Below are 26,475 nucleotides of genomic sequence, written 5' to 3' on the forward strand. Positions count from 1 at the left end.
GCCACCATCCTCGACGCCGCCCAGCGCTCCCGCCCCGACCTCCCCTTCGCCTGCAAGGGCGGCGTCTGCGGCACCTGCCGCGCCCTCGTCTGCGACGGCGAGGTCCGCATGCGGCGCAACTTCGCCCTCGAGGACGCGGAGTTGGACGCGGGGTACGTGCTGACGTGCCAGTCGGAGCCGGTGACGGAGCGGGTCGTCCTCGACTTCGACTCGTAGAGCAGCACTCCAGCTCGCGCGGGTTGTTGCACTACCCAGGGGCGCGAGGAACCACTGACGAACGCATGGCCCTGAACCTGCGCGGCTCTACCTCTCAGGGTGGCTTGTCGCGCAGTTCCCCGCGCCGGAGGCGCGGGTCGGTGCGGCCCCGCGCCCCTGGGGTGAGTGCAACTGGGCGCGGGGGCGGATCGATCCGCGGCGTCAGCCGCTCTTGCGGCGGAAGTTGCGTTGGCCGCCGGACTTGGCGTGGGTGCCGTGGATCTTGGACTGGTCGCCGCTGCGGCTGCCGGCCGCGTCGGCCTGGGGGCCGCGGCGGCGCGCCAGCGCCTCGCGGAACTTGCGCTTGAGGTCGTCCTCCGGACCGCTGTGTTCGGCGTCGTCGCCTGCGGGGGACGCGGCTTGGTCCGTCATGGGTGCCTCCATCGTGTGTGGGGTGCGATGACAGTGTGTCATGTCATGCGCCGCCCCCGCGATCAACATTCCTGTGCGGGCCCGGCGTCGAGCCGGTCCGTCAGGCGGTCGAGCAGGGTCCGCAGTTCGCTCATGCCCTCGCGGTCGAGGCCGGTGCGGGCCGCCACCGTCAGCGGGACGTCCGTGGCCCGCTCCCGCAGCGCCGTGCCCGCCGCGGTGACGCTGACGAGGACGGAGCGCTCGTCGAGCGCGCTGCGCTCGCGCTTGACCAGGCCCGCGGACTCCAGCCGCTTCAGGAGCGGTGAGAGCGTGCCGGAGTCGAGGCGCAGCAGCTCACCGAGGCGCTTGACGCTGAGCTCGTCGTGCTCCCACAGGGCCATCATCGCGAGGTACTGGGGGTAGGTGAGCCCCAGATCCTTCAGCGCGTCGCGGTAGACCGCACCGAAGGCGCGCGTCGCGTTGTGCAGGGCGAAGCAGACCTGGTGCTCGAGGCGGAGCAGGTTCTCGGCGTCGGTGGTGGTCGGCTGGGTCGCGGTCATGCTCACCAGTCTACTATTGAGTTGTGCGCAACTGAATTGTGTGCTCTTATATTGCTTGCAAGAAACCAGCCAAGCTCCCACGGAACGAGACGAGGCATCGCCACCATGAACGCTCTGTACACCGCTGTCGCCACCGCCAACGGGCGCGAGGGCCGCGCCGTCAGCTCCGACGGCATCCTGGACCTCGCCCTCGCGATGCCGCCGGCGCTCGGTGGCAACGGCGCCGGCACCAACCCGGAGCAGCTCTTCGCCGCGGGCTACGCGGCCTGCTTCGCCAGCGCGCTGGGCGTCGTCGGCCGAGCCGCCAAGATCGACACCAGCGAGGCCTCGGTGACCGCCGAGGTGACCATCGGCGCCAACGGCGACGGCGGCTTCGGTCTGGCCGTCGTGCTGCGCGTCGAGCTGCCGGACGCGCTGCAGAACGAGACCGGCCACGGCCTGGTCGAGCGCGCGCACCAGGTCTGCCCGTACTCCAACGCGACCCGCGGGAACATCGAGGTCGAGCTCGTCGTCGAGTAGGCGGTCGGGCAGGTCGCCCGGGGGCAGACTGGAAGCGCGGCGAAACGACCGGTCGCGCAGCGGCGATCAAGGCCGAACGCGCATGTAGGGTGGGGCCCGCAGTAGCTGCGGGCCCCGTGCGTTCGGGCGCGGTCGCCCGCCCGGTCTCGAGGGAAGCGGCCCCGATGGAACTCGCGTACATTCCCAGCCCGTCGCAGGGCGTGTGGCACCTGGGCCCCGTGCCGATCCGCGCGTACGCGCTGTGCATCCTCCTCGGGATCGCCGCCGCCATCTGGCTGACCCGCAAGCGCTGGATCAAGCTCGGCGGCAATCCGGAGGACGTCTTCGACGTCTCGCTGTGGGCGGTCCCCTTCGGGATCGTCGGTGGCCGGCTGTACCACGTGATCACCGACCCGGAGCTGTACTTCAAGGCCGGGGAGCAGCCGATCCGCGCCCTGTACATCTGGGACGGCGGCCTCGGCATCTGGGGCGCGGTCGCGCTCGGCGCCGTCGGCGCCTGGATCGGCTGCCGCCGCAAGGGCATCCCGCTGAGCGGCTTCGCCGACGCGCTCGCCCCCGGCCTGATCCTGGCTCAGGCCATCGGCCGCTGGGGCAACTGGTTCAACCAGGAGCTCTACGGCAACCCCACCAAGCTGCCGTGGGGTCTGGAGATCAACAAGACCAACCCCGACGGCACCGTGGTCCACGGCGTCTTCCAGCCGACGTTCCTGTACGAGTCGCTGTGGGACCTGCTCATCGTCTTCGTGCTGCTCTACGCGGACCGCCGCTGGAGCATGCACAACGGGCGGCTCTTCGCCCTGTACGTCTCCGGTTACACGCTGGGCCGGTTCTGGACCGAGGCCCTGCGCAGCGACCACGCCAACCGCTTCCTCGGGATGCGGCTCAACGACTGGACCGCGCTGCTGCTCTTCGTCGCGGGCGTGGTCTACCTCTTCCTGACCCGCAACAAGCCGGCGCCCGAGAACCCGATCGGCGCGTCCCGGATCGAACCGCCGACCGACGACTCCGCCTCCGTGACGCAGACCGAGCCGGAGGCCGCCGCCGACGGTGAGGAGCCGGGCGAGGACGGGGGCTCGGCCGCCCCGAACGGCTCCACGGCCAGCGGTTCCACGGCGAGCGGCTCGGCCGGCGCGGGGCCGAAGCAGCACGCCTGAAGGCCGCGCGCCTGACCCAACCCGCGTCCGACATGGCCGGACGCCGCCGGACAGCCCCGTTCGCCGGGGCTTTCGGCGTTTCCGTGGGTAGCATGCCCTCAGAACCGATCAATCGGTCCAGCCGGTGGCCGGTCGGCGTGTCCGGCCGGTGAGCGAGGGGGGCTCAACCGTGGGAGCGACGTGTCTGTGACAGCGGTGCTGTCGGTGGTGTTCGCGGTGTGCGCCGCGTTCAGCAACGCCTTGGGCACTGTGCTGCAGCGGCGCGCGGCGCTGATCGTGCCGCGCTCGCAGGGCTTCCGGCTCGGGCTGATGTGGGACCTGCTGCGCACGCCCGTGTGGCTCTTCGGGATACTCGGCGTCGTCTTCGCCGCCGTCTTCCAGGGGCTGGCGCTCGCCACCGGACCATTGGCCGTCGTCCAGCCGATCTTCGTGCTGGAACTCCCGGCCGCCCTGATGATCGGCGGTCTGGTCTTCCGCCGCCGGATGCCGACCCTGGCGTGGATCTGGGTGGCCTGCCTCGTGGTCGGCCTGGGCATGGCGCTGGCCGCCGCCGCCCCGAGCGGCGGATCCCCGCAGCCGGAGGTCGGCCTCTGGGTGCTGGCGCTGGCCAGCTGCGGCGGCGCGATGATCGTGCTCTGTGCCGCCGCCTTGCGCCGCCCCGTCGGCGGCGCGCGTGCCGTCTGCCTCGGTCTTGCCGCGGCCATCGGCTACGCGCTGACCGCCGCGCTGATGAAGTCCGCCACCGACACCCTCGACCACCAGGGCGTGGCCGCGTTCTTCACCGCCTGGCAGACCTACGGCTTCGCGGCCGTGGGCGTCTGCGCGCTGTTCCTGCTGGAGAACGCCATGCAGGCCGGTCCGCTGGTCGCCTCGCAGCCCGCGCTGACGCTCGGCGACGCGCTGGTCAGCCTGTCGCTGGGCGTGACGCTCTACAACGAGAGCGTGCGCGTGGGCTGGTGGCTGATCCCGCAGATCATCGGCGTGCTGCTGGTGGCCCTCGGCGCGATCGGGCTCTCCCGGCTGCAGATACAGCCGATGGAGGAGGATGCGCAGATCAAGGGCGGCGGTGCGGGCCCGCAGGGAAATCCGGTGCGGGACCCGGGGGAGGGCGGCCGCCCCGACCCGGCGGCGCACGCGGGGAGCGCGGCGCCACCGAACGGCTGAACCTCAGGCCGGGACGCCGACGAGGGTCCTGTCCTCGTCGGCCCTCCTCGTGACGGCGGGTGACGTCGCAGCCGTGGCCTTCAGATACCTGTCCACCGCGACGGCGGCCGCCCGGCCGGCCCGGTTGGCGCCGATCGTGCTGGCCGAGGGGCCGTAGCCGACCAGGTGCACCCGGGGGTCGCGGGCCGCCTGGGTGCCGTCCATGCGGATGCCGCCGCCGGGCTCGCGCAGACCGAGCGGGGTGAGGTGGCCGATGGCGGCACGGAAGCCGGTGGCCCAGACGATGACGTCGACCGCCTCGGCGCGTCCGTCGGCCCAGACCACGCCGGTCTCGGTGATCCGGTCGAACATCGGCAGGCGGTGCAGTGTGTCCAGTTCGCGGGCGCGCAGCAGCGCGGGGGAGGGCGGCAGGCCGGTCACCGAGACCACGCTGCGGGGCGGCAGGCCCGCACGGACCCGTTCCTCGACCATGGCGACGGCGGCGCGGCCGAGCTCCTCGGGAACGAACGGATCGTCGCGGAAGACCGGGGGTGTGCGGGTGACCCAGAGGGTCGCCGCGATCGCGGCCGTGTCCGCGAGGATCTGGACGGCCGACGCCCCGCCGCCCACGACCAGCACCTTCTGGCCGCGGAACTCCTCCGGGCCGAGGTACGCGGAGCTGTGCAGCATGCGCCCGCGGAAGCGCTCGGCGCCCGGGTAACGTGGCACGAAGGGCCGGGTCCAGGTGCCGGTCGCGTTGATCACCGCGCGAGTGGCCCAGCGGCCTCGATCGCTCTCGACCAGCAGTCGGGCGTGGGGTTCGGCGCTCTCGGGGCGCACCGAGCTCACCGTGACCGGACGCAGCACGGGGAGCTCGTGGTCGCGCTCGTAGGCCGCGAAGTAGCCCGGCAGCACGTCCCGGGCGGCGAGCTGCGGCGCGAGCGGCGGGAGCGGAGCGTCGGGCAGCTCGTGGAAGCCGTGCACCATGGCCATCGTCAGCGACGGCGGCCGGTGCTGCCAGGCGCCGCCGGGCGCGGAGTCGGCGTCCAGGACGACGAAGTCGTCGAACGGCCGCAGGCCGCGCCGCCGCAGGTGGTGGGCGGCGGACAGCCCGGCCTGCCCGGCGCCGATGATGACCGCCTCGATGTTTGTTGCAGTCTCAACACTCACGCTCATGAAACATCGGCGCAGGGCGCGAACTTCCCGCCCCTCGGCCCCGCCCGACACACCCCCCACGCCCAGCGGTCCGCCGAGCCCGCTGCGCGACGCGGCGGACCGGGGCCGGGACATCGGCCGGGAGGCCGAGCAGCGCGGCCGGGAGACGGGCGAGAAGTGGCGCGAGTACGGAGAGAGCCGGCGGCGCTGAGCGGCGTGTTGCGTCGGGCGCGCGCCCGGACGGGATGAGACGGTGGCCGTGCGTGGACGGACAGGCGGGGACGAACTGGGAGGAAAGCCCGTGGCCAGCAGCGCCTCGCAGGTGCCCGACGTGATCGTGGTGGGCGTGGACGGATCGCAGCACGCCGCCGAGGCGCTGCGGGCCGCGATCCGGCAGGCGGAGCTGACGGACAGCCTGGTGCACGCCGTGCTGGCGTGGGAGTGGCCGAGCATCTTCTCCGTGCCGGAGCCGCTGCCGGGCCAGGAGGGGCTGACCTTCGAGGAGCAGGCCGAGCACCGGCTCGACGTGGCCGTCGAGGCGGCGGCGGGTCCGGGGCCGCACCCGCGGATCCGCAAGCGTGTGGTCCAGGGCAGCCCGACACAGGTGCTGCTGGACGCCGCCCAGGACGCCGCGCTGCTGGTGGTCGGCAGCCGCGGCTACGGCGGGTTCAGGGGGATCATGCTGGGGTCGGTCAGCACGCACCTGGCGCAGTACGCGCCGTGCTCGGTGCTGATCGTCCGCACCGGCGCGGAGAGCTGATCCCGGGGCCGGGCAGTCGGGTGGCGCGCTCAGGCCTGGCCGGTCTCGAAGCGGCGCACGTGGCCGTCCTCGACGTCGAAGCGCCAGACGGTGCTCATCTCGCCCCAGGTGTCGTTGCGGAAGCGGGCCAGCAGGGTGTGGCCGCCGTCGGACTCCCGCTGGACGTCCATCCGGCCGCCGGCGTCGAAGATCTCGCGGTCGATCCACTCCTGCAGGTTCCGGTCCGAGCCGTCGTCGGACATGGTGGCGTCCGAGGTCAGCAGGCCGAGGAAGGCGGTCCGGTCGTGGGCGTTGATCGCCTCGACGACGCGGCGGACGATGGGGTCGGACAGCTTCGCGGTGGCAATGGTCATGCCCTCCAGCGAACACCCGTCGGTCCGTCGCCGCAGCGCGCGGACGGCCGTTCAGGGCAACGGGGGCGGTGACGCGGGGGCAGGGCGCCGGGGTCGGCGGTGGGTTCGGTGGGACGGTTCATGCCTGCGGCTGTCCTGCGGCCTCCGCGCGACGCAGGGCGTCCGCGACGATGTCGTTCAGGCCGTCCTGGTGCGCCCCGCGCCAGTACGCCTGACCGCAGTCGGCGCAGAGCGCGAAGGTGTCGTAGGAGCGCTCGGTACCGGCGCGCAGCTGCGGGCGGACCTCCTCCAGCGTCGCCGGGCGCAGCACGCCGTTGCAGGCGGTGCAGCGGGTCCACGGCGCCAGCGGGGGCGCGAACCGCTCCAGCACGTCGGTCAGTTGCTCCTCGGGCCGGTGGCTGTAGACGTACGCCCCGGCCCACAGCTCGCGGCGGTGCAGCAGGCCGCGGTCGCGCGACAGCATCACCCGCTGCTCGCGCGCGGACTGTGCGGCCAGCGCCGCGTCGCCGATGTCGAGCCGCTCGTAGGCGGCGTCCACGCCGAGCAGCCGCAGCCGCCGGGCCAGGGTGCCGAGGTGGACGTCGAGCAGGAACCGGGCCGGGCCGGGCAGCGCCTGCGGGCGGACGACGGGCGAGACCTCGATCCGCTCCCCGGCCGCCGGCACGTGCGCGGTGTCGCTCGGGCGCCCGTCGACGGTGAGGCCGCCGACCTCGGTGAGGGGGACGCCGAGCGACTCGACGACGTGCCCGAGGGTGGACGACCCGTCGGTGCGCACCGTCGCGCCCTCCGCGGCGCGCCGCGCCGCGGTGACGAAGACGTGCAGCTCGGGGGCGAAACTGACGATGATCTCCGGTCCGTCCACGCGGCCAGCATGGCACCCGCGCCGTGATCAAGGCCAGCGCTTTCCCTTTCGCTTCCTTTCGTTTGCTTTCGCGTGTCCGGTTCCGGCCCGGCTGTCAGTGGGCGTGGCTAGCGTGTACGGCATGCGAGCCAACGCCACCTTTGCCGTCGTCAGCATGGAGCCAGTCGCGGCCGAGCAGCTCTCGGGCAAGGTCGACACCGCCCTGGCCACCGGTGTGTCCACCATGGAGAAGCACTTCGCGGGCGAGATCGCCGGGCGCTCCGAGACCTTGTTCACCGCCGCCTACGACATCGGCAGCGGTGTCGGCACCTATCTCGCCATGGAGTCCTTCGAGGGCACGGTCGGCGGCCGATCCGGCACGTTCAACTTCGCGCACTCCGCGAGCACGGACGGCACCAGCCGGCACGACGAGTTCTTCGTGCTCGTGCCCGGCAGCGGCACGGGGGAGCTGACCGGTATCGCCGGAACGGGCGGGCTGACGGTCGACGCCGACAACACCCACCGGATCTGGCTCGACTACACGCTCGACTGATCCTCGCGGCGGTCCTGCTTCTTCTCGCTCATCTCGAACCAGACGACCTTGCCCTCGCCGCTGGGGCGCACGCCCCACCGGTCCGCGAGCAGGTCCAGCAGCACCAGGCCGCGTCCGTTGGAGGCCATCTCGCCCGGGGAGCGCAGGTGCGGCAGTTCGTCGCTGCCGTCCGAGACCTCGATGCGCAGCCGCCGTTCGCCCGGTGCGCCGGAGAGTTCGGCCAGCAGCGCGCCCTCCTGGTCGGTGTGCAGCAGCACGTTGGTGAGCAGCTCGGAGACGAGCAGCACGGCCGCGTCCGCCGCCTCGGTGCTGTTCCAGTCCTGCAGGATGCCGCGCAGCTCGCGCCGGGCCGAGGCGATGCGGGCGGGCTGGCCCTGACCGACGGTCACCACCACGCGGCGGCCGACGGGTTTGGGCGCACCGTCCATCGCGTCGCGGCGGAGCAGCAGCAGGGCGATGTCGTCCTCGCGGCGGTCGGCCAGGCGCCCCGCGTCGCGGTGTGAGTCGGGGCCGTGGACGGCGCGGATCAGCCCGTCGGCCATGCCCTCCAGATCGGCGGCCGGGCCGGGGGCCATCACGTCCCTGACGCGGACCCAGCCGCTGAACATGTCGTGTCCGCCGGTCTCGATCAGGCCGTCGGTGCAGACCATCAGCACCTCGCCGACCTGCAGGTCCAGTGCGGTGACGGGGTAGTCCTCGCCGTCTGGGGCGAGGCCGAGCGGCAGCCCGCCGTCGACGTGCCGGATCACGCAGGTGCCGTCGGTCATCCGCAGCACCGGGTGCGGGTGACCGGCGCGGGCGATCTCCAGCCGCCCGCGCGCCGGATCGGCCTCGATGTAGAGGCAGGTGGCGAAGCGGTCCTCGTCCAGGCTCGCGAGAAACCTGGAGGCACGGGAGAGCACGGCGTCGGGCCGGTGGCCCTCGACGGCGTAGGCGTGCACGGCCGTGCGCAGCCGGCTCATCACCCCGGCGGCGTGCACGTCGTGACCCTGCACGTCGCCCACGACCAGCGCGATCCGGCCGCCGGGCAGGTCGATGGCGTCGTACCAGTCGCCGCCGACGAGCAGGCCCCCGCCGGTGGGGACGTAGCGGGCGGTCACCGTCAGGCCGTCGATCTCGCGCGCCGAATTGCCCATGCTGCGGCGAAGCCCGCGCGAGAGCGCGCGTTCCGCCTCGTTGGTGTGGGCGCGTTCCAGGGCCTGGGAGAGCATCCGGGCCACGGTGGAGAGCACCGCGCGCTCGTCGGGGGTGAACTCCACGGGCGTCTCGAACGCCGCCAGCCAGGCGCCGGTGGTGCGGCCCGCGGTGACCAGCGGCAGGAACGCCCAGGAGCGGCGGTGGAACTGCTCGGCCAGCGGCCAGGTGGCGGGGAAGCGGCGCTGGTACTCGGCGGGCGAGGAGAGGTAGATGGCCCGGCCGGTCCGCGCCACCTGTGCGGCCGGGTACTCGGTGTCCAGCGGCATCTCGAAGGGCTGGGTCTGGTCGGGGGTGTGGCCGTGCTGGCCGACGACGGTGAGCACGGTTCCCTCCACGCCGAACACGGCCTGCGCGTCGGGGGAGAAGCCCGGCATGGCCAGGGTCGCGGCGACGCGCAGCACCTCGCTGGTGGTGCCGGCCTCGGCGAGGGCGCGGCCCGCGTCCAGCAGGAAGGCCTCCCGGGAGCGGCGCAGGTCCGCGGCAGGCAGGCGCGGCGCGGTCGCGGGCAGGGAGTTGAGCGCCTGGATCTGCCGACGGGCGCGCTCCTCCGTCTCGCCGGGCGTGGCGGAGCGTTGCGGTGCCGGCGGCGGCTCCGTCCGCGGCGCGGCGTCGCTGCCGGGGGCGTCGGCCCAGGCGTCGGCGGCGGTGCCGGGCGTGAGGTCGGTCGGGGTGGGGACGGAGCCCCAACCCTCCGTGGCGATCTGGGCGTCTGCCGGGGCTGAGCCCTCGTCCGGGGGGAGGCCGGAGCCGTCCGGCTGTTGAGCGCGGGCGCCGGGCGCCGCGCTCGGGTGCCCGGCGGGGGTGCAGCGCCCGCCGTCCAGGACGGTGCCCTGCAGGGTGTAGGGGCTGCCCGCAGGGCCGGGGGATATCTGCAGATGGAGGGTGCGCAGCAGGCGACCGTCGGGCGAGACCAGGCGGACGCGGATCTCGCTCGGGCGCTGCTCGCTCGCGCTGAGCTGGGCGATGGCGCTCAGTCGGACGAAGTCCTCGCCGTGCAGCCGGGCGCGGATGGTGGCGGCGTTGGGCCTCGGTCCGTCGAGGGGGAGCCCGAGCAGCTCGCGGGTGCGCGTGTCGGCCTCGAGGAGGCCCTCGCCGCGGTTCCAGCGCCACGTTCCGATGCCGAGCGAGGCCAGCACCGCCGCGGTCAGCTGCTCGCCCGAGGCCGGTGAGCCGGGCTGCGCTGCCGGAGGCGCGGCCGCGGAGCGCGCGACCGGGTCCGATGCGCTCGCCATCAGTAGGGGCCCCTTCGACTACGGACTTGTCTGATCACCCTACGGCCCGATGCCCCCTCAGGTCGCGGCGACCGCTGCGATCACTGGCCCGCCCCCGCACGTATTTGCCACAGGGGCAAGAATCTTGCCTCTCGGATCAAGGGGGTGTGCACTGAAGCCATGGACGCAGACGCCTCCGAAGCCACCGGCCCGGAACTCCTGCCCGCGGACCTCCCGGGCCTGGGAGCCCGCCTCCGCGAGCGCCGCCGGCGCAGCGGCCTGACCCTGGAGGCCGCCGCCGCGCGCGTCGGTCTCTCCCCGGCCCATCTGTCCCGGCTGGAGACCGCCAAACGGCAACCCTCCCTGCCGGTCCTGCTGGGCCTCTCCCGAGCTTACGCCGTTCCCCTCGACGTCCTGCTCGGGGAGGCCGCCACGGCGCCCGCCGTGGTCGTCCGTGGGGCCGTCGCGGAGCCGAGCGTCGCCGGGGGCTGGACCTACCGTCCGGCCGGCGCGCCTGGCCGGGCGATGCAGGCGCTTCGCGTCCATGTGCCGCCCACCGTCCAGGACGCGGTGGTCCGGGTGCACCCGGGCGAGGAGTGGCTCTACGTGCTCAGCGGCCGCCTCGTGCTCCACCTCGACCGTGAGCGCCACCTGCTGGAGCCGGGCGACTCCGCCCACTTCGACTCCATGCGCCCCCACCGCCTGGCGGCGGACACGCCGTCCGGCACCGATCTGCTCTTCCTGCACACGCTGCTGCAGAGCCCGACCTCGGAGTTGTGCCTTGGCTGACCACGGACCCATCCCCGCCGGCTCCCTTCCCGCCGGCCCCGCGCCCGCCCCGGTCATCCCGGCCGGCCCCGTCGAGGACGGCGCGCGGGTCACCGAGCGCCGGGTCAACATCCGCGTCTTCATCTACGTGATCGGGCTGCACATCTTCGCGGGCTTCGCGATGCTGCTCTTCTACACGGCCATGCACCGCGGCTGACGCTGCGTCGTCAGCCGCGCTGCGGGGCGTCCGCGCCGCGGTCCTCGCGCAGCAGCCGGAGGAAGGCGCGGAGGCCGTTGATGACCTCCTGGTTGTCGGTGAGGCTGCCGAGGGTGTCCTCGAACTTGCGGCCCAGGGCGTGGATCCGGGCCTCCAGCTGGTCGTCGCGCTGCCGCACCAGAACGGCCAGGCCGTCGAGTTCGAGGGCCAGCCGACGGGTCTCGGTGTCGAGGCTGGCGACCCCCGATTCCGCGGTGTCGAGGCGGGCCTTCAGGGCGATGATGTCGTCGCGCGGGAAGCTCGCCTCCTCGCGCAGCACGCCGATCCGGGCGCGCAGATGGCGCAGCCACGCCTCTCCCGGGCGGAGCACCGTGGCGAGCAGGTAGAACACGCAGAACCAGTAGCCGACGGCCTGGCCCGAGACCGCGGCCACAAGGGCGACCACCACGGCGGAGACCAGGTGCGCGCCGAGCGCCGCGCGCAGCAGGCGGCGGGAGATCCGGTCGGCGTCCTGCTCGCGGCCCGCGGCGATCTCCAGCCCGGCCGCCCGTCCCTCCGTGATCTCCTGACGGGCCGTCCGCGCCTGGAAGTACAGGTTCCACGGGACCGTCAGCAGCACCGCGAGCCAGAGCAGGCACAGCGCGCCCGCGCCGAAGCCGAGCAGCACCGACGTCGACACGTGCGCGACGAAGTGCAGCAGTACGGCGACGACGGCCGCGCCGACCACGACGATCCCCAGAAAAGCACCCATGGTTCGATCCTGGAGCGCGGGCAGGCGTGCGAACAGGGCGTTCGTACTCAGGCCGGCCTGGGTGATCCACGCCAGGCGATGCGGTGTCAGAAGGGAGGACCCGCCCTGTGTCCGGCCGCCCTTTCGGGCGAATCGGCGTGGAGACGGAGGTGGCGTGAGTCTCCGGCGCCGAGGGCGGTCGGAGCATGGTCGCGGGGCCGCCGCGCGATCAGGGCAGCGGACCGTCCCCTCGGAAACCGAAAAGAGGACGCCGCATGCTGAGACCGACCAAGCTCGCTGCTGCGATCACCACGGCCGCCGTGGCTCTCGTCGGCCCGGCGCTCGTCGCCGGACCCGCCGCCCGGGCGGCCACCCCGGACAAGCCCGTCCGAAACAGCATCGACGTCAAGATGACGAACGCGGGGTTCGCCCTCCCGAAGGAGACCCACGCCGGCTTCGTGACCTTCGAGGTCAGCACCAAGGACACCACCGGCCACCAGCTGCAGGGCCTCCAGCTGCACAAGGGCGTGAGCCAGGCGCAGATCCTCGCCGACATCCGCGAGGCGATCAACAAGAAGACCGCCGCGGCCGGCATCCAGGCCACCCAGCGCGACGCGACTCTCGTCGGCGGAGCGATCGTGGAGCCGAGCACCGAGGTCGAGGCCACTGTCCCGCTCAGCAAGGGCACCTACTGGTTCTTCGACTTCACCCAGTTCTTCCTTCCGAACGCCCCCACCCCGGTCTTCCACCGGCTGGACGTCAAGGGCCCGTTCGTCGGCGGCGTGCCGCTCTTCAGTGCGGTCGTCGACCAGGTCGAGACGAGGGGTCCGCGCTTCCGCGCGCCCGACCGGCTGCGGGTCGGCAGTACCTTCCTGGTCCGCAACCAGGCCGACGAGATCCACGAGCTGACCTTCGAGCGGGTGAATCCGGGCGTCACCAACCGGGACCTGACCCTGTTCTTCGCCGACAAGCTGAAGACGAACCCCTTCGCGGAGACGGCTGCGCGCGGGCTCGCGGCCCAGTCACCGGGTCGCTTCCAGCTGCTGTCGTTCCACGCGAGGGCCGGCTCCTACGCGCTGCTCTGCTTCATCCCCGACGCCAAGAGCGGCACCCCGCACGCGCTGCTCGGCATGCACCGGGTCGCCGATCTCGAGTGACCGGCCGGCGCCGCCGGCTCAACCGTTCGCGCGGGGATGGCTCGGCTCGTAGAGGGCCAGGTCGCCCCCGCCGGGCAGCCGCAGCCCGGTGAGCAGCCCCCAGTTGAGCTGCTCCACCGGGCGGGTGAACTCCACGCCCTTCGCCTGCAGCTCGGCCATGGTCCCCATCAGGTCCTCGCACATCAGCATCAGTTCGTGCGAGTGGACGGACGAGGTCGGGTGGAAGGCGATCTCCGCGGGCGGGGCCTGGAAGATCAGCCAGCCGCGCCCGGCGTCGACCGAGGGCATGCCGAGCACGTCGCGGAAGAACGCGCGGTCGGCCTCGGCGTCGCTGCTGTAGATCACCACATGCGCACCATTGATCACGTCTCGACGCTACGGCGCTCCGCCCCCGGCGGCAATCCCGGACGGGCGGGAGACGGACACGTCCACCGCCGCGCCCCGCTGGAGCACCGTCCCGACGGCGGGGGACTGGGTGCAGACGGTCCGCGGCGCGGCCCTGGTCCCTTGGCAGGAGCCGGGCGAGACCCGGCCGAGGTGCAGGCCGAGGACCTGCAGCTCGTGCCGGGCCCGGGACAGACTCTGCCCGGTCAGCCTCGGCAGCGCGTGCGCGCTCCCGGCGGGTGTCGGCGTCGCACTGGACGCGATCCATCCTCCGACGGACACCATCGCGGCCACGGCGACGGTCCCGATCGTCGCCACGACCAACCGCCGCCGCGGGCGGCGCGTCCGCCGCGACCGAGGAGCCGACCCCGCGACGCTCCCCGCGCTCGGCGCGAGGGAAGCGTCGTCCGTGTGCGTGGCGTCCTCCGCGCTGCGCGCGGCCGGAGCGTTCCGCACGACGGTTGGGTCCTGCGGGTCGGCGGCCGAGGGTGGGAGGAAGCGGAGGGTTGCGTCCGTGCCCGGCGCGAGCGCCGGCAGCTCGACCAGCGTCGGCGCGTGGCGCGGGGTGGGGAGCGTGGCCGGTTCGGCGTCGGCGAGGGCGCGGGCCGCCGCGTGCATCGAGGAGGCGTCCGGGTAGCGCTCGGACGGGTCGCGGGCGAGTGCTCGCAGCACCAGGGCGTCGACCTCGGGCGGCAGCGACGGGGCGAGCAGGGACGGCGGCTCGGGATCCTCGTGCAGGCGGCGCCAGACCGTGTCCAGCGGTGTCCCCGCCGTCAGCGGCAGGGCGCCCGTCAGCAGTTCGTGGAGCAGACAGCCCACGGCGTAGAGGTCGCTGCGCGCGTCGGCGGCCTCGCCGCGCGCCTGTTCGGGGGAGAGGTAGTCGGCCGTGCCGATGACCATGCCGGCGGCGGTCAGCGCCTGCTCGGCGGCGGCCGCACCGTGCCCGAGGCTGCGGGCGATGCCGAAGTCCATCAGCTTGACCGCGACGGAGCCGTCGTCGACCACCATCACGTTGGCGGGCTTCACGTCGCGGTGGACCATGCCGTGCCGGTGGGCGTGGTCGAGCGCGTCCAGGATCTCCGCGACCACGCGCAGCGCCTGACGCGGGGGCAGCGGGCCGTCCTCGGCGAGGACCTGGCCGAGCGTGCGGCCCGGCAGGTACTCCATGACGAGGTAGGGCAGGTCGAGGTGCGGCCCGGCGCCCTCGCCCGAGTCGAAGACCGCGACGATGGCCGGGTGGTTGAGGGAGGCGGCGGCGCGTGCCTCGCGGCCGAAGCGCACGCGCTGCACCGGGTCGGCGGCGAGTTCGGGGCGCAGCACCTTGACCGCGACGGTGCGGTCCAGGCGCAGGTCGCGAGCGCGGTAGACCTCGGCCATACCGCCGCTGCCGAGCAGTTCGCAGAGCAGGTAGCGGTCGCCGAGGGCGGGGGGCTGCAGGGTGTCCACGACGCGATGCTGGCCCGGCTCTTTGTGGGAATCATGTGATCCCCGCAGAGAACCGGGCCAGCGGTCGCCGAGCAGCCGTCAGGCGCGCCCGGAGGACTTCTGGGTGCGGCGGGACAGCGAGTCGACGATCACCGCGGCGAGCAGGACGCCACCGGTGATCATGTACTGGATGTCCAGGGTCAGGCCGAGCATGAACAGCCCGGCGTTGATGGACTCGATGACCATGATGCCGAGCAGGGCCGACCAGACCCGGCCTCGGCCACCGAACAGCGAGGTGCCGCCGATGACGGCCGCGGCGATGGCCATCATCAGGTTGTTCGGGTCGGCGCCCGCCTGGCCGGCCGCGTTGGTGGTGGCCGCGATGGCCAGACCGCCGAGCGCGGCGAAGGTGCCGGAGATCGCGTACACCGAGATGCGCACCATCGGCACGCTGATACCGGCACGCCGGCTCGCCTCGATGTTGCCGCCGACCGAGAAGACCTTGCGGCCGTAGGTGGTGCGCCGCAGTACGAAGTCGCAGATCACCAGCAGGGCCAGGAAGATGACCAGGTTGTTCGGCACACCGGTCGCCTTGTTCAGGATCCAGGCCACCAGGAACACCGGGATCGCCAGCAGTACCGTCCGGGCGATCAGCTCGCCGGTGGGCCGGGACGGAACGCCGGCCGCCTTGCGGCGGCGCTGCTGCAGGAAGAGGCTCGCCCCGAAGCCGACCGTCGCGATGATCGCCAGCAGGTAGGCGCCGAAGATCTGGCCGCCCAGGAAGAACGAGTTCCCGGAGAAGAGCGCGTTCAGGGCCTTGGGTTCGAGGTTGATCGTTCCGGTCGAGCCCAGCAGCCAGAGCATGACGCCCTGCCAGGCCAGGAAGCCCGCCAGGGTGACCACGAAGGCCGGCACGCCGATCTTCGCGAAGATCCAGCCCTGGAGGCCGCCGATGACCATGCCCGAAAGCAGGGTGATGACGACCGCCAGCCAGGCGTTCCAGTGGTGCGTCACCGACAGCACGGCGTAGATGGCCGCCGCCAGGCCGCTGACCGAGCCGACCGAGAGGTCGATCTCGCCGAGCAGCAGCACGAAGACCAGGCCCGTGGCGAGCATGCCGAGGCCGACCATGTAGTAGGCGATGAACTCGGCGTTGGCGGCGGTGAAGTACTGGCTGTTCTTCAGACTGAAGATCAGCCAGATGACGATCAGGCCGATGACGACCGGCAGCGAGCCCAGCTCACCGCCGCGCACCTTGCGCTTGAACTCGTCGAGATACCCGCGCAGGCCCTCCTGACGGACCAGCAGCCGCGGGTCGACGGGCGGCGCCACGGCCGCGCCCGGCGTCGGGTCGATGCCGGGTGGCGGCTCCAGCGGGTTGAACTCGCCGAGCGGACCGCTCGGGTCCGGCGAGCCGGAGGGGGGAGTGGGGGGTGTGCTCACACCTCTCCTTCCGAACGCGGTGTGCGCGCCGCGCGGCGGGTCACCGCGTTGTCCGTGGCGCCGGTGATCGCGGCGATGATGGTCTCCTGCGTGGTGCCGCGCATCGGGAAGGTGCCGTTGTTCCGCCCGAGGCGCAGGACCGCGACCGTGTCCGCCACCGCGGACACGTCCGCCATGTTGTGGCTGATCAGGATGACGCCGAGGCCACGCTCGCGCAGCCGCTCGACCAGGTCGAGAACCTGCGCGGTCTGCTCGACGCCGAGGGCGGCCGTCGGCTCGTCCAGGATGACGACCTTCGGGTCACCGATCAGCGAGCGGGCGATCGCGACCACCTGGCGCTGACCGCCCGAGAGGCTCGCCACCGGGATGCGCACGCTCGGGATGCGGATGGAGAGCGTGTCCAGCAGCTCCTGGGCGCGCTTCTCCATGGCCACCTCGTCGAGGGTGCCGTACGTCGTGATCTCCCGGCCGAGAAAGAGGTTGGCGACCACGTCGAGGTTGTCCGCCAGGGCGAGGTCCTGGTAGACGGTGGCGATGCCCAGGTGCTGGGAGTCCTGCGGGCGGTGCACGGTGACCGCCCGCCCCTCCCACTCCATCTGCCCGTCGTCGATGGGGTGCACGCCGGCGATGGCCTTGACCACGGTGGACTTGCCGGCGCCGTTGTCGCCGACCAGGGCCACCACCTCGCCCGGGTGCACCTCCAACTCCACGTCGGAGAGAGCCTGCACGGCGCCGAACCGCTTGGAGACGCCGCGCAGGGCCAGGACCGGTTCGCCGTCGGCCGAGGCCGGGGCGTACGAGCCTGCGAGGGGGTTGGTCACGACAGACCAGCGGACTTGCAGGCGGCCGCGAAGTCCGGGGTGCAGATCTGGGCGACGGTGTAGAGGCCGTCCTGGACGACGGTGGTCTTGATGTTGGAGGTGTTGACCAGGACCGGGGTCAGCAGGTCGGACGAGACGGTGTTGCCGGAGCCGTTCACCTTGGTCGAGGTCGCGATCGAGGTGATCGGCGCACCGGTGAGCATGTTCACGGCGAGCTCGGCGGCCGCCTCGGCCTCGGGCTTGTAGGCCTTGTAGATGGTGAACGACTGGGTGCCGGCGACGATCCGCTGGATCGCGTCGAGCTGGGCGTCCTGGCCGGTGAGCGGCAGGTGGCTGAGCCCGGCGTTCTTCATGGAGGTGGCGATGCCGGACGCCATGCCGTCGTTGGCCGAGTAGAACGCCGCGATGTTCGAGGCGCCGAGCTGGTTGATCGCGGCCGTCGCCTTCTGCGCGGCGACGGTCGGCTGCCACAGGCCGGAGGCGTCGTAGGCGATGTCGACATGGCCCTTGACCGCGCTCTGGAAGCCGGACTTGAAGTCGGCGGCGTTCGGGTCGGCCGAGTCGCCGTCGATCTCGACGATCTTCGCGGACGGTGTGGCCTTGGAACCCAGGACGGACAGCAGGCCGGTGCCCTGGAGGTGGCCGACCTTGACGTTGTCGAACGACACGTAGGCGTTGACCGGGCCCTGGGCGAGGCGGTCGTAGGCGACGACCTTGATGCCCTTGGCCTTGGCGGCCTCGACGGAGGACTTGATCTGTGCGGAGTCCTGGGCGTCGACGACGAGCACCTTGACGCCGGAGTTGATCATCGTGGTGGCCTGCTGGGCCTGCGTCTGCGCGCTTCCGCCCGCGTTCGCGTACTTGATCTCGACGTTGGGCGCGAGCGCCTTGACCTTGGCCTCGAAGTAGGGCTTGTCGAACTGCTCGTAGCGGGTCGTGGTGTTCTCGGGCAGCAGCAGCCCGATGCTTCCGGTGGCACTGGCCGCCGAACCCCCGCCACCACCCGCGGACGGGGAGGAGGAAGACGAGGAACTCCCCGCCTTCCCGCACGCGGCCGCGGCCAGAACCAGCGAGACGACGGCGGTGGCTGTGGCGGCGCGCTTGAGAGGGTGCTTGATCACGTGACGGCCTTCCTGGGACGACCTGCGGGGTTTTGGACGCAATACGGCACTTCTGATTCAAGTCCCCGCGCGCGCAAGCGGCTCTCCGGACACCGGTAACCGGGTAAGGAATCGACCGTTCGGACTAATCAGGTGCATGGCGATCCCTGGGTGGGGTTCGTTGGGGGCTGGTTTTCCGGTGAGAACGGGGTGACACCGCAGGTTGTCCGTGATTTGGCGTCATCGTGTGTAAATTCTGCCGTCATTCGCCGCTCGCGCCGTAGACATGACACCTGTCGGGCCGTTAGTTTCCCCGTTGGCCACGTCGTGGCTGAACTCCAGGTGACCGACCCCCGAGGGGATCACTGTGCGCATACGCATGCCCGGAAACGTCGCCCGCAGTCTTGTCGCTGTCTCACTCGCCGCCCTGGGGGCGGCCGGACTCGCCACCGGGGCGAGCGCGGCGCCTGCTGCGGGGAGCGCTGGGCACTACGGCGAGAAGGCGATCTCGCGGGGGGCCGTGCATGTCGCCACGACCGCCGGCAGCCGGAACACCCTGAGCGTGCGGTCCAGCGGGACCCAGGGCGTGGTGTCCCCGACGCCGCAGGTGTACCTGGTGTTCTGGGGTTCGCAGTGGTCCAGCGACCCGGCCGGGGTGGCGCCGGACCTGCAGAAGATGTTCCAGGGCCTGTACGGCAGCGCCGACACCTGGGGGACGATCCTCTCCCAGTACTGCGAGGGCGTCGCCAGCGGCACCACGAACTGCGGGACCAAGGGCACCCACGTCACCCACCCCGCCGCCAGCCCGCTCGCGGGCGTCTGGTTCGACAATGCCGCCGCCGCGCCGTCCAGTGCGACCACCGCGCAGATCGCGGCGGAGGCCGCGAACGCCGCCTCGCACTTCGGCAACACCACCCAGGCGCCCAACCTCAACGCCCAGTACGTCGTCGTCTCGGCGACCGGGACCCACCCGGACAACTTCCCGAACTCCAACTTCTGTGCCTGGCACGACAAGACGTCCAGCAGCTACGGCACCCTCGCCTACACCAACCTCCCCTATGTGCCCGACCTCGGTGCCGGCGCCTGCACGACGCTCACCGACGGACGGCTGCTCTCCGGCATCGAGTCGACCGAGACCCACGAGTACGCGGAGACGGTCACCGACTTCTGGCCGAGCGTCGGCTGGAACGGCCGCAACGGCGAGATCGGCGACGAGTGCGAGAACCTCGACGCCTACGTGCCGCTGAGCACCGGCACCTTCGATCTGCAGGGCCTGTGGTCCAACCAGGCCAACGCCTGTGTGACGAAGGGCTGACGCGGAGCGCGCGGTGGCCGGGCCCGCAGGCCCGGCCACCGCGCGCGACAGTCCATGGTGGATGGTCTTGACGGGACTGTCCGGGAGCAGCAGACTCGCCGAACGTGACGACTGTGGAACCGGACCTGGACCTGCTGCGCGCCGTCCTCGGGCGCGAGAGCGCCCGCCTCGCCGACGCGCTGCGCGGCGACGCCGCCCCACTGGACCGTCAGGTCCCGGGGCTGGACTGGACCGTGGGGGAGCTGGCCTCGCATCTCAGCTCCGTCTACGAGCTGTTCGCGGGCGTGGTGCGCGGCGAGCACGCGCCGGACGCGGACGGCGGCGCCACCGAAGGCGGCGAGGTGCTGCGGGAGACCGTCACCGCCGCGAACCGGGAGCGGGTGGCCACCGTCCGCTTCGCCACGGGCGACGAGGCCGCGGACGTGCTGCGCGCGGGCGCCCGGGACCTGCTGGACGCGCTGCACCCGGGCATCGACCTCACCGCCCGCCGCGCCACACCCTGGTACGGGCCCGGTGCGACCATGCCGGTCGGCTCGCTGGCCGCCCTCTCCGTGACCGAGTCGCTCGTCCACGGCTACGACCTCGACCGCGCGCTGGGCCGACGGGCGCGCATCGCCGACGACGCGGCCGCCGCCGCGGTCCCCACGGTGATGAGCACGATGATGCCGCTGCTCTTCGACGCGAAGCGGGTGGGGGACCGGCGGCTCGGCTTCGAGGTGCGGATCCGCGGTGGCCGCCCCTTCGTGCTGCGGATCGCCGACGGCCGTTGCCGGGCCGAGCCCGCCGGCGCGTCCGGCTCGGGCGAGCCGGTCGACTGCGTCATCTCCCTGACCGGCGCGGCCGCGCTGCACACCGGCTTCTCCCGCCGTCCGCTGTGGCGGGCGATGGCCACCGGCGGCGCCTTCGCCTTCGGCCGCCGCCCGTGGCTCGGGCCGACCTTCCACACGCTCTTCCTGCGGGTCTGACGCCTCCGCCCTGAATGCCCCACCTCTGATGCCGAGACTGCGGCAGCGTGGACGCACGGACATGCGAGAGAGACTCTGGGCCATTCAGCGTCTCGCTCCGTCTCCCTAACGTGGATCACGTCGACGAACACGTCGGCGCGAACCGTGGGGAGAGAGAACGATGCGTGCAGTGATCCAGCAGTCCTTCGGCGGTCCCGAGGTGCTCGAGGTGGTGACCGCCGAGCGGCCGAAGCCGCTGTCGGGGGAGGTCCTGGTGCGGGTGCGGGCCAGCGGCGTCAACCCCGTCGACCTCGCGGTCCGCTCCGGTGCCTTCCCGCTGCTGGGGGAGCCGCCGTTCGTGCTCGGCTGGGACATCTCCGGCGAGGTCGTCGAGGCCGGGCCGGGCGCGCGCTACGAGGTGGGCGAGGAGGTCTACGGGATGCCCTTCTTCCCGCGGGCCGCCTCCGGCTACGCCGAGTACGTCGCGGCGCCCTCGCGGCAGCTCGCCCGCAAGCCCGCCACGATCGACCACGTCCACGCCGCGGCGCTGCCACTGGCCGCGCTGACGGCCTGGCAGGGCCTGGTGGACGGCACCGGGTTGAAGCCGGGCGACCGCGTCCTGGTCGAGCGCGGCGCGGGCGGCGTCGGCCACCTGGCCGTGCAGATCGCCAAGGCACAGGGCGCCTACGTCGTCGCCGTGGCCAGCGAGGAGCGGCGGGAGTTCCTCACCGGGCTGGGCGCGGACGAGGTCGTCGACTACCGCTCCGTCGACGTGGCCGCGACGGTCCGCGACATCGACGTCGTGCTCGACTCCACCGCGCAGGCCGAGCACCTGCTCCCGGTGCTGCGTCCCGGCGGCACCCTGGTCAGCCTGCTGGAGCACGGCGCCCCGGAGGTCGCCGAGCGGGTGCGGGCGGCGGGCTACCGCTTCAAGGGCGTCTCGGTCGAGCCGGACTACGCCGCGCTGGAGGCGATCGCCGCGCTCGTGGACGCGGGCCGGCTGAAGCCCTTCGTGCAGCACACTTTCGACCTCGCGGACGCCGGCAAGGCGCACGAGGCCGTGGCCACGGGGCACGTCCAGGGCAAGATCGTGCTGACAGTCTGAGCGTGCCGCCGGCGCGGGGTTCGGCCCGGGCAGAAACGGAGCAGGTCCATGGACATCCTCACCGAGGCGCTCGCCTCCATGCGGACCGCGAAGCCCGCGTCCGTGCGGACCGACGGGCGGGCGCCCTGGGGGCTGCGGCTGCCGCCGGTGGCGGGCGCGGGATTCCACGTCGTGCTGTACGGGACGTGCTGGCTGCTGCCGGCGGACGACAGCAGCCACAGCTACGCGCCGATCGCGCTCGGTCCCGGGGACGTGGTGTTCCTGCGGGACGGGACCGAGCACGTGCTCGCGGACGATCCCGCCACGCCGCCGGAGACGCCGTCCCCGGAGCGGGTGGAGGAGGCCACGCCGATCGGCCGGGTGCGGGTCGGCGGGGACGGCGCGGCGGCGAGCCTGCTCTGCGGCAACTACCACCTGGACCAGGTGCGGCCGCACCCGATGCTGGCGCACTTCCCGCCGGTGATCCACCTCCCGGCCCGGGCCGGGAGGTACCCGGAGCTGGCCGCCGCCGTGCAGCTGCTCTCGGCGGAGCTGGAGCGCCCGCGCATCGGCTCGGACGGGATCGTGCCCGCCCTGATCGACTCGCTGCTGCTCTACATCCTGCGCGCCTGGCTGGACGAGCAGCCGCCGGCCGAGGCGCACGGCTGGATCGCGGCCCTCACCGACCCGGGCGTCGCGCCGGTCCTCGCCGCGATGCACGCCGATCCGGCCGAGGGCTGGACGGTCCAGTCGCTCGCCGAGGTCGCCGGGCTCTCCCGCGCGGCCTTCGCCCGCCGCTTCACCACGATGATCGGCGAGCCGCCGCTCGCCTACCTGACGCGGTGGCGGATGACGCGGGCGGCCGCCCTGCTCCGCGAGGGCGATCTGCCGCTCAGCGCGGTCGCGGCGCGGACCGGCTACGGCAGCGAGTTCGCCTTCGGGAAGGCGTTCAAGCGCGAGTACGGTCGCGCGCCGGGCGTCTACCGACGGGAACTGTTGACGGCAAACAACTAAGCGCGCATACTAAATACATGACGACGATCGGCACCACGACGAGGATCTCCACCGCTGCTCCGTCCGCCTTCTTCGGCCGCTGGGCCGACATGGCCACCTGGCCCGAGTGGAACGCCGACACCGAGTGGGTCCGGCTGGACGGCCCGTTCGCAACCGGCGGCCGGGGCGTGCTGAAGCCCAGGGGCGGGCCGAAGACGAAGTTCGTCATCACCGAACTCTCCGACCGTGTCTTCACCGACGTCTCGCTGCTGGCAGGCGCGCGGCTGACCTTCCGTCACGTGGTCACGCCGACGGCCGACGGCGGCAGCGAGGTCACCGTGACGGTCACGCTGACGGGTCCGCTGGCCCGGCTCTGGAACGTGGTCCTCGGCAAGGGCATCGCGGCTTCGCTCGACCGGGACCTCGCCGCCCTGGCGGTCGCCGCCGAGGCGGGCGCGGCCGTCGGGCACGACCCGGCGGAGGCCGCGTGAGCCAGGAGGGCCTGCAGACGCGCTTCGCCTCCGCCGAGGACAGCCCCGGGCTCCTGCTGTGGCAGGTGACCAACCGGTGGCAGGCCGCGCAGCGGGCGGCGCTCAGGCCCTACGGCCTGACACATGTGCAGTTCGTGCTCCTGGCGGCGCTCACGCACCTGGGCGCAGCGGGGCCGGTGACGCAGAAGGCCCTGGCGGACCGGGCTGCGACCGATCCGATGATGACCTCCCAGGTGCTGCGCGCTCTGGAGGGCCAAGGGCTGGTCGCCCGGCTGCCGCACCCGCACGACAAGCGGGCGCGGGCGCTCGAGGTGACCGTGGAGGGGCGGGCACTGGCCAATCGGGCGGTCATGGCGGTCGAGGGGTGCGACGCCGAGTTCTTCGCCGCCCTGGGCGAGCAGGGCGGCGAGGCGTCGCGCGAGTTCACCCGTGCACTCCGGCTCCTGGCCGCGCGCTGAGCGGGCGTCGCCCGGCGTCTACCAGTGCCGACCGGCGCCAGGAGGGCTTGCGGGCGTCCCCGACTGTCCGTGGTCCGCGTCTCAAACCGCAGGTCAGAGGCGTGAGACGGGGGAGTGATCGTCTCATGGGACGTCAAGTGGCGTGCTGCGCTCCGCGGGCCGTGCAGAGTTGTCCACGGAGCGGGGCGTCCGGGCGGCACGGGGGGCTGCCCGGACGCCACCGCTCCCGCTCACGAGGCGGGCGCGTTCAGCTCCGGCGTGCACACGGAGTCGCGCTGGTGGGCCAGCGGGACGCCGCAGACCTTGAGGCCGATGCTCGGGTCGCTCGCGTCGACCATCATCGAGTAGTTGTCGTAGCCCCAGTGGACCAGGGCCTTCTCCTGGTCGCCGTTGGTGGTGATGATCGTGGCGAAGTCGCCGGGCTCCGCGTTGGTCAGCGCGCCCCAGGCGGCGTGGCAGCGGGCGCTGTAGTGGAGATAGATGATGATCGTGCCGACATGGTCGGTGATCAGCGTCCGGTCGTCCTTGACGCAGCCCGTGGACTGCGGGTCCTTGCCCGCGCAGCCGATGCCGGCGCAGGGCGCGGCGAAGGAGGCCGCGGTCACCGGCGGGTGCGAGACGACGCTCTGGCCCGTGCTGCCGCTCTCGCCGCTGCCGGGCGCGGCGACGTAGGCGCCGACGGCGGCCCCGACCAGCGCCGAGCAGACGGAGACCAGCGCGGTGCGCAGGTGACGTCGCCGGCTCTCGGGCCGGGGCGTCGCCGGCTCGCGCCCGACGACCGTGAGTGGGGGCGCGTCCTCCGCTTCCGCGAGCGACTCCAACGCCGGCGCCGTGGCCTGCGGCGGGACGTGCTCCGCGAGCCCGACGCCGGGGGTGCCGGGCTCGGCCGCGGCGGCGCCCTCGGCCTCGCGCAGCGCCTGCTCCAGCAGCGGCTTGAGCAGGCGGGCGTTCTCGTCGACCGTGATCGCGAGACTCTCCAGCGCGTGCTCGGTGATCAGCCGCTTGCCGTTGAACCAACGCTCCCAGGACGCCTTGCTGTAGTGGGTGCGTGCGCCGATCTGAGTGAGCGACAGCCCGCTGCGGTCCTTGATGGCGCGCAACTCCAGCGTCAGCCGCCGGTAGTCGCCGCATACATGGTCCGGTATCGGCCGCCAGTTCGCGCGCACGGTCGTTCTCTCGCTTCCGTTTGAGGGGGACGCAACAGTCTCCCACAAGCGGCACACATGATCATCACATCCATCGGACGCCTGGTCAGACGGGGCTGAACGCCTCGACATGGGCGGTGCCGCGCGTGGAGGTGGCGAGCAGGCCGAGCCCCTGGGCGGTGCAGTTCTCCGGGTTCTCGGCGGCGCGCACCGGCAGGCCGAGGCGGCACTCCAGCTGGTGGCAGAGCCACACGTCGCGGGCACCGCCGCCGGTCAGCACCACCCCGTGGTCGGTGATGTCGGCGCTCAGCTCGGTCGGGCAGCGGGTGAGCAGGCTGCCCATGCCCTGGACCATCGCCTCGACCACCGGCAGCACGGCGTCGTGCACCTCGGCCGCGGTGAAGCGCGCCACCACCGGCGTCCCGTACTCGGTGCGCCGGCCCTTCACCTCCACCGACTCCGCCTCGGGGTGTCCGGCGGCGATGCGCAGCTGCTCGGCCGCGACCGGGCCGAGGTCGATCCGGTGCTGCCGGCGCGCCCAGCCGGCCAGCGCGCGGTCGAGCGCCAGGCCGGCGACGCCGAGCGAGGTCGCGCTGACGATCCGTCCGAAGGCGAAGACGGCCATGTCGACGGTGCCGGCGCCCAGGTCGACGACCATGCTGCCGCTTTCGCGGTCGATCTCCACGCCCGCGCCGACCGCGGCCGCCAGCGGCGCCGGCACGGTCACCGTGCGGGCCGCGCCCGCCTGCAGCACGGCCTGGTCCAGCGCCTTCAGGTGGATGCCGCGGCTCTCGACGGGCACTGCCGTCGCCACGGTCGGGCGCAGTGCGAAGCGGCCCGGTCGGGCGGTGTCCATCGCGTGGCGGGCCAGCACCCGGGCCGCCTCGAAGTCGGTCACCGCGCCGGCGTGGATCGGACTGACCGTGTCCATGCCCGGTGGGGTCCGGCCGGTCATCTTCTGGGCGTTCTCGCCGAAGGCGAAGGCGACCCCCCGGTTGAGGTCGTAGGCCACCACTGACGGCTCGTCGAAGACGACGCCCTGGCGGGGACGCCAGACCCGGACCCGGGAGGTGCCCAGGTCCAGGGCGATCAGACGATCGGCCACGGCGCGACTGACGGCATTGCTCACAACGACCCCTCTTCTTCTGCTGTTCCGCGACTACTACGGCCTGGGAGCGGCTCCGGGAGGGCCGGTCGGCGGGACAGCTGACCGGTCATCAGATGCGGTGCTCCTCTCCATCCAGCGGCCGCCACGCCGTCCCTGCATCCCGGGGGCGCTGAACGAGGGAGGCAGGGGGCTCGCGCGGCTGATCGGCGGAACCACCGGCGGCCGAACAGTGGCGTCGCACGTCCGGCCGCGTGATGATCGGGTCATGTCCGCAGCGCGCCCCGAGGAGCCTTCCGGCGACGGCCCCTCCCCAGCCTCCGGCTCGCTGACCGAGCGAGCGTTCGACCAGGCGTCGGTGCCCTGGATGCTCTGCGCGCCGGACGGACGCCTGCTGCGGATCAACGACGCGATGACCGAGCTGGCCGGGCTCGCCGAGACGGAGCTGCACGGGCGGCTCCCCACCGCGCTGCAGCGGGGGGACAACGGGCCGATCAACCTGGTGGACTCCTCCGTCTTCGAGGAGTCCACCCGTCTGATCCGGGAGGTCGGCGCGACCGGGATCCCGCAGACACTGGAGACCTACGTGCGCGCCCCGGGGGAGTCGGAGACGCAGGCCTGGCAGGTGCGTTACACCCCGGTCCGGGGCGCGGACGGACAGCTGGAGGCGGTGGCGCTCACCGCCGTCGACTTCACCGAGCAGTTCGCCGCGCGGCAGCGGCTCAGCCTGCTGAACGCCGCGACCTCCGGCATCGGCGCCTCACTCGACGTGACGCGCACCGCGCAGGACCTGGTCGACGTCACCGTCCCGGTCTTCGCCGACTTCGTCAGCGTCGACCTGCT

Annotated in this window: 31 protein-coding genes; 17 read left to right on the top strand and 14 right to left on the bottom strand. The window is 72.8% G+C overall.

All coding sequences use genetic code 11. The annotated features are described in order from the left end of the window. Positions 1–216 (top strand): 2Fe-2S iron-sulfur cluster-binding protein (locus DN069_RS28715; protein ID WP_133260067.1); only part of this gene is annotated, 216 nt, incomplete at its 5' end. A 201-nt stretch (positions 217–417) separates the two neighbouring features. On the opposite strand, the gene DN069_RS28720 is transcribed toward DN069_RS28715, so the two are convergent. Together DN069_RS28720 and DN069_RS28725 are read right to left on the bottom strand one after the other, a co-directional pair. Continuing rightward, positions 418–627 carry a DUF5302 domain-containing protein gene (locus tag DN069_RS28720; RefSeq protein ID WP_207892300.1) on the bottom strand — a complete coding sequence of 70 codons (210 nt, stop codon included), beginning with the start codon at positions 625–627 and terminating at the stop codon, positions 418–420. A gap of 62 nt (positions 628–689) precedes the next feature. Then, a complete protein-coding gene (locus tag DN069_RS28725; protein ID WP_111505838.1) occupies positions 690–1,166 on the bottom strand; it encodes a MarR family winged helix-turn-helix transcriptional regulator in 477 nt (158 codons plus the stop codon). Positions 1,167–1,271: 105 nt separating this feature from the next. Here DN069_RS28725 and DN069_RS28730 point away from each other — a divergent pair, with 105 nt between their 5' ends. The 3 genes from DN069_RS28730 to DN069_RS28740 all read left to right on the top strand — a co-directional run bounded on the left by DN069_RS28730 (position 1,272) and on the right by DN069_RS28740 (position 4,003). Further along, on the top strand, positions 1,272–1,685 hold the full coding sequence (locus DN069_RS28730) for an organic hydroperoxide resistance protein (RefSeq protein ID WP_111505840.1): 414 nt from the start codon (positions 1,272–1,274) through the stop codon (positions 1,683–1,685). Between the two features lie 164 nt (positions 1,686–1,849). Next, positions 1,850–2,839: a prolipoprotein diacylglyceryl transferase gene (gene lgt, locus DN069_RS28735; protein ID WP_111505842.1), complete on the top strand. Its 990-nt coding sequence runs from the start codon at positions 1,850–1,852 to the stop codon at positions 2,837–2,839. Between the two features lie 186 nt (positions 2,840–3,025). Next, positions 3,026–4,003, top strand: a complete 978-nt coding sequence (locus tag DN069_RS28740) for a DMT family transporter (RefSeq protein ID WP_165845686.1) — start codon at positions 3,026–3,028, stop codon at positions 4,001–4,003. Positions 4,004–4,006: 3 nt separating this feature from the next. On the opposite strand, the gene DN069_RS28745 is transcribed toward DN069_RS28740, so the two are convergent. Further along, positions 4,007–5,158: an NAD(P)-binding domain-containing protein gene (locus tag DN069_RS28745; RefSeq protein WP_111505844.1), complete on the bottom strand. Its 1,152-nt coding sequence runs from the start codon at positions 5,156–5,158 to the stop codon at positions 4,007–4,009. Between DN069_RS28745 and DN069_RS39550 the strand changes: the two genes are divergently transcribed. Together DN069_RS39550 and DN069_RS28750 are read left to right on the top strand one after the other, a co-directional pair. Continuing rightward, positions 5,157–5,348, top strand: coding sequence for a hypothetical protein (locus DN069_RS39550; protein ID WP_133260068.1), 192 nt, complete (start codon positions 5,157–5,159; stop codon positions 5,346–5,348). The two genes, DN069_RS28745 and DN069_RS39550, sit on opposite strands and share 2 nt — an antisense overlap. Positions 5,349–5,438: 90 nt before the next feature. Further along, positions 5,439–5,897 (top strand): universal stress protein, encoded by a 459-nt coding sequence (locus DN069_RS28750; RefSeq protein ID WP_243639854.1) that lies wholly within the window; start codon positions 5,439–5,441, stop codon positions 5,895–5,897. A gap of 29 nt (positions 5,898–5,926) precedes the next feature. Here DN069_RS28750 and DN069_RS28755 read toward each other — a convergent pair whose 3' ends face one another. Both DN069_RS28755 and DN069_RS28760 read right to left on the bottom strand, forming a co-directional pair. Next, positions 5,927–6,250, bottom strand: a complete 324-nt coding sequence (locus DN069_RS28755; protein WP_111505846.1) for a nuclear transport factor 2 family protein — start codon at positions 6,248–6,250, stop codon at positions 5,927–5,929. Positions 6,251–6,368: 118 nt separating this feature from the next. Then, positions 6,369–7,112, bottom strand: coding sequence for a Mut7-C RNAse domain-containing protein (locus tag DN069_RS28760; RefSeq protein WP_111505848.1), 744 nt, complete (start codon positions 7,110–7,112; stop codon positions 6,369–6,371). Between the two features lie 121 nt (positions 7,113–7,233). Between DN069_RS28760 and DN069_RS28765 the strand changes: the two genes are divergently transcribed. Next, on the top strand, positions 7,234–7,644 hold the full coding sequence (locus DN069_RS28765) for a DUF3224 domain-containing protein (protein ID WP_111505850.1): 411 nt from the start codon (positions 7,234–7,236) through the stop codon (positions 7,642–7,644). On the opposite strand, the gene DN069_RS28770 is transcribed toward DN069_RS28765, so the two are convergent. After that, positions 7,629–10,073: a SpoIIE family protein phosphatase gene (locus DN069_RS28770; RefSeq protein WP_111505852.1), complete on the bottom strand. Its 2,445-nt coding sequence runs from the start codon at positions 10,071–10,073 to the stop codon at positions 7,629–7,631. The genes DN069_RS28765 and DN069_RS28770 overlap by 16 nt on opposite strands. Positions 10,074–10,232: 159 nt before the next feature. Here DN069_RS28770 and DN069_RS28775 point away from each other — a divergent pair, with 159 nt between their 5' ends. Continuing rightward, positions 10,233–10,841 carry a helix-turn-helix domain-containing protein gene (locus tag DN069_RS28775; RefSeq protein WP_111505854.1) on the top strand — a complete coding sequence of 203 codons (609 nt, stop codon included), beginning with the start codon at positions 10,233–10,235 and terminating at the stop codon, positions 10,839–10,841. Continuing rightward, positions 10,834–11,037 carry a DUF6126 family protein gene (locus tag DN069_RS28780; RefSeq protein ID WP_111505856.1) on the top strand — a complete coding sequence of 68 codons (204 nt, stop codon included), beginning with the start codon at positions 10,834–10,836 and terminating at the stop codon, positions 11,035–11,037. The genes DN069_RS28775 and DN069_RS28780 overlap by 8 nt, the downstream gene beginning before the upstream one ends. A 10-nt stretch (positions 11,038–11,047) precedes the next feature. On the opposite strand, the gene DN069_RS28785 is transcribed toward DN069_RS28780, so the two are convergent. Beyond that, entirely contained in the window at positions 11,048–11,788 is a 741-nt protein-coding gene (locus tag DN069_RS28785) for a hypothetical protein (RefSeq protein ID WP_111505858.1), read from the bottom strand. A 254-nt stretch (positions 11,789–12,042) separates the two neighbouring features. Here DN069_RS28785 and DN069_RS28790 point away from each other — a divergent pair, with 254 nt between their 5' ends. Further along, positions 12,043–12,924, top strand: coding sequence for a hypothetical protein (locus DN069_RS28790; RefSeq protein ID WP_111505860.1), 882 nt, complete (start codon positions 12,043–12,045; stop codon positions 12,922–12,924). Positions 12,925–12,942: 18 nt separating this feature from the next. Here DN069_RS28790 and DN069_RS28795 read toward each other — a convergent pair whose 3' ends face one another. The 5 genes from DN069_RS28795 to DN069_RS28815 form a co-directional block, all read right to left on the bottom strand. Beyond that, on the bottom strand, positions 12,943–13,290 hold the full coding sequence (locus DN069_RS28795) for a VOC family protein (protein WP_111505862.1): 348 nt from the start codon (positions 13,288–13,290) through the stop codon (positions 12,943–12,945). Positions 13,291–13,299: 9 nt separating this feature from the next. Further along, on the bottom strand, positions 13,300–14,754 hold the full coding sequence (locus tag DN069_RS28800) for a protein kinase domain-containing protein (protein WP_111505863.1): 1,455 nt from the start codon (positions 14,752–14,754) through the stop codon (positions 13,300–13,302). A 78-nt stretch (positions 14,755–14,832) separates the two neighbouring features. Next, positions 14,833–16,107: a sugar ABC transporter permease gene (locus DN069_RS28805; protein ID WP_111505884.1), complete on the bottom strand. Its 1,275-nt coding sequence runs from the start codon at positions 16,105–16,107 to the stop codon at positions 14,833–14,835. Between the two features lie 65 nt (positions 16,108–16,172). Beyond that, positions 16,173–16,997, bottom strand: coding sequence for an ATP-binding cassette domain-containing protein (locus DN069_RS28810; protein ID WP_111505864.1), 825 nt, complete (start codon positions 16,995–16,997; stop codon positions 16,173–16,175). Next, positions 16,994–18,115 (bottom strand): substrate-binding domain-containing protein, encoded by a 1,122-nt coding sequence (locus DN069_RS28815; protein ID WP_111505886.1) that lies wholly within the window; start codon positions 18,113–18,115, stop codon positions 16,994–16,996. The genes DN069_RS28810 and DN069_RS28815 overlap by 4 nt, the downstream gene beginning before the upstream one ends. A gap of 361 nt (positions 18,116–18,476) precedes the next feature. Between DN069_RS28815 and DN069_RS28820 the strand changes: the two genes are divergently transcribed. From DN069_RS28820 to DN069_RS28845, 6 genes are all read left to right on the top strand, one after another. After that, positions 18,477–19,412 (top strand): hypothetical protein, encoded by a 936-nt coding sequence (locus DN069_RS28820; RefSeq protein WP_133260069.1) that lies wholly within the window; start codon positions 18,477–18,479, stop codon positions 19,410–19,412. A 104-nt stretch (positions 19,413–19,516) separates the two neighbouring features. Beyond that, on the top strand, positions 19,517–20,377 hold the full coding sequence (locus DN069_RS28825) for a maleylpyruvate isomerase N-terminal domain-containing protein (protein ID WP_111505868.1): 861 nt from the start codon (positions 19,517–19,519) through the stop codon (positions 20,375–20,377). Between the two features lie 160 nt (positions 20,378–20,537). Next, positions 20,538–21,461, top strand: coding sequence for an NADP-dependent oxidoreductase (locus DN069_RS28830; RefSeq protein ID WP_111505870.1), 924 nt, complete (start codon positions 20,538–20,540; stop codon positions 21,459–21,461). Between the two features lie 48 nt (positions 21,462–21,509). Continuing rightward, positions 21,510–22,454, top strand: a complete 945-nt coding sequence (locus tag DN069_RS28835) for an AraC family transcriptional regulator (RefSeq protein WP_111505872.1) — start codon at positions 21,510–21,512, stop codon at positions 22,452–22,454. Between the two features lie 17 nt (positions 22,455–22,471). Continuing rightward, positions 22,472–22,924, top strand: coding sequence for an SRPBCC family protein (locus DN069_RS28840; RefSeq protein WP_111505874.1), 453 nt, complete (start codon positions 22,472–22,474; stop codon positions 22,922–22,924). Continuing rightward, on the top strand, positions 22,921–23,382 hold the full coding sequence (locus DN069_RS28845; RefSeq protein ID WP_111505876.1) for a MarR family winged helix-turn-helix transcriptional regulator: 462 nt from the start codon (positions 22,921–22,923) through the stop codon (positions 23,380–23,382). The genes DN069_RS28840 and DN069_RS28845 overlap by 4 nt, the downstream gene beginning before the upstream one ends. 230 nt (positions 23,383–23,612) lie before the next feature. On the opposite strand, the gene DN069_RS28850 is transcribed toward DN069_RS28845, so the two are convergent. Together DN069_RS28850 and DN069_RS28855 are read right to left on the bottom strand one after the other, a co-directional pair. Beyond that, positions 23,613–24,548, bottom strand: a complete 936-nt coding sequence (locus DN069_RS28850) for a helix-turn-helix domain-containing protein (protein WP_165845683.1) — start codon at positions 24,546–24,548, stop codon at positions 23,613–23,615. A gap of 85 nt (positions 24,549–24,633) precedes the next feature. Continuing rightward, on the bottom strand, positions 24,634–25,632 hold the full coding sequence (locus tag DN069_RS28855; RefSeq protein ID WP_165845684.1) for a rod shape-determining protein: 999 nt from the start codon (positions 25,630–25,632) through the stop codon (positions 24,634–24,636). A gap of 268 nt (positions 25,633–25,900) precedes the next feature. On the opposite strand from DN069_RS28855, the gene DN069_RS28860 reads away from it, so the two are divergent. Next, a partial coding sequence (locus DN069_RS28860; RefSeq protein WP_165845685.1) for a PAS domain-containing protein occupies positions 25,901–26,475 on the top strand: 575 nt, incomplete at its 3' end.

The sequence above is a fragment of the Streptacidiphilus pinicola genome (assembly GCF_003258295.1).
Taxonomy (GTDB): domain Bacteria; phylum Actinomycetota; class Actinomycetes; order Streptomycetales; family Streptomycetaceae; genus Streptacidiphilus; species Streptacidiphilus pinicola.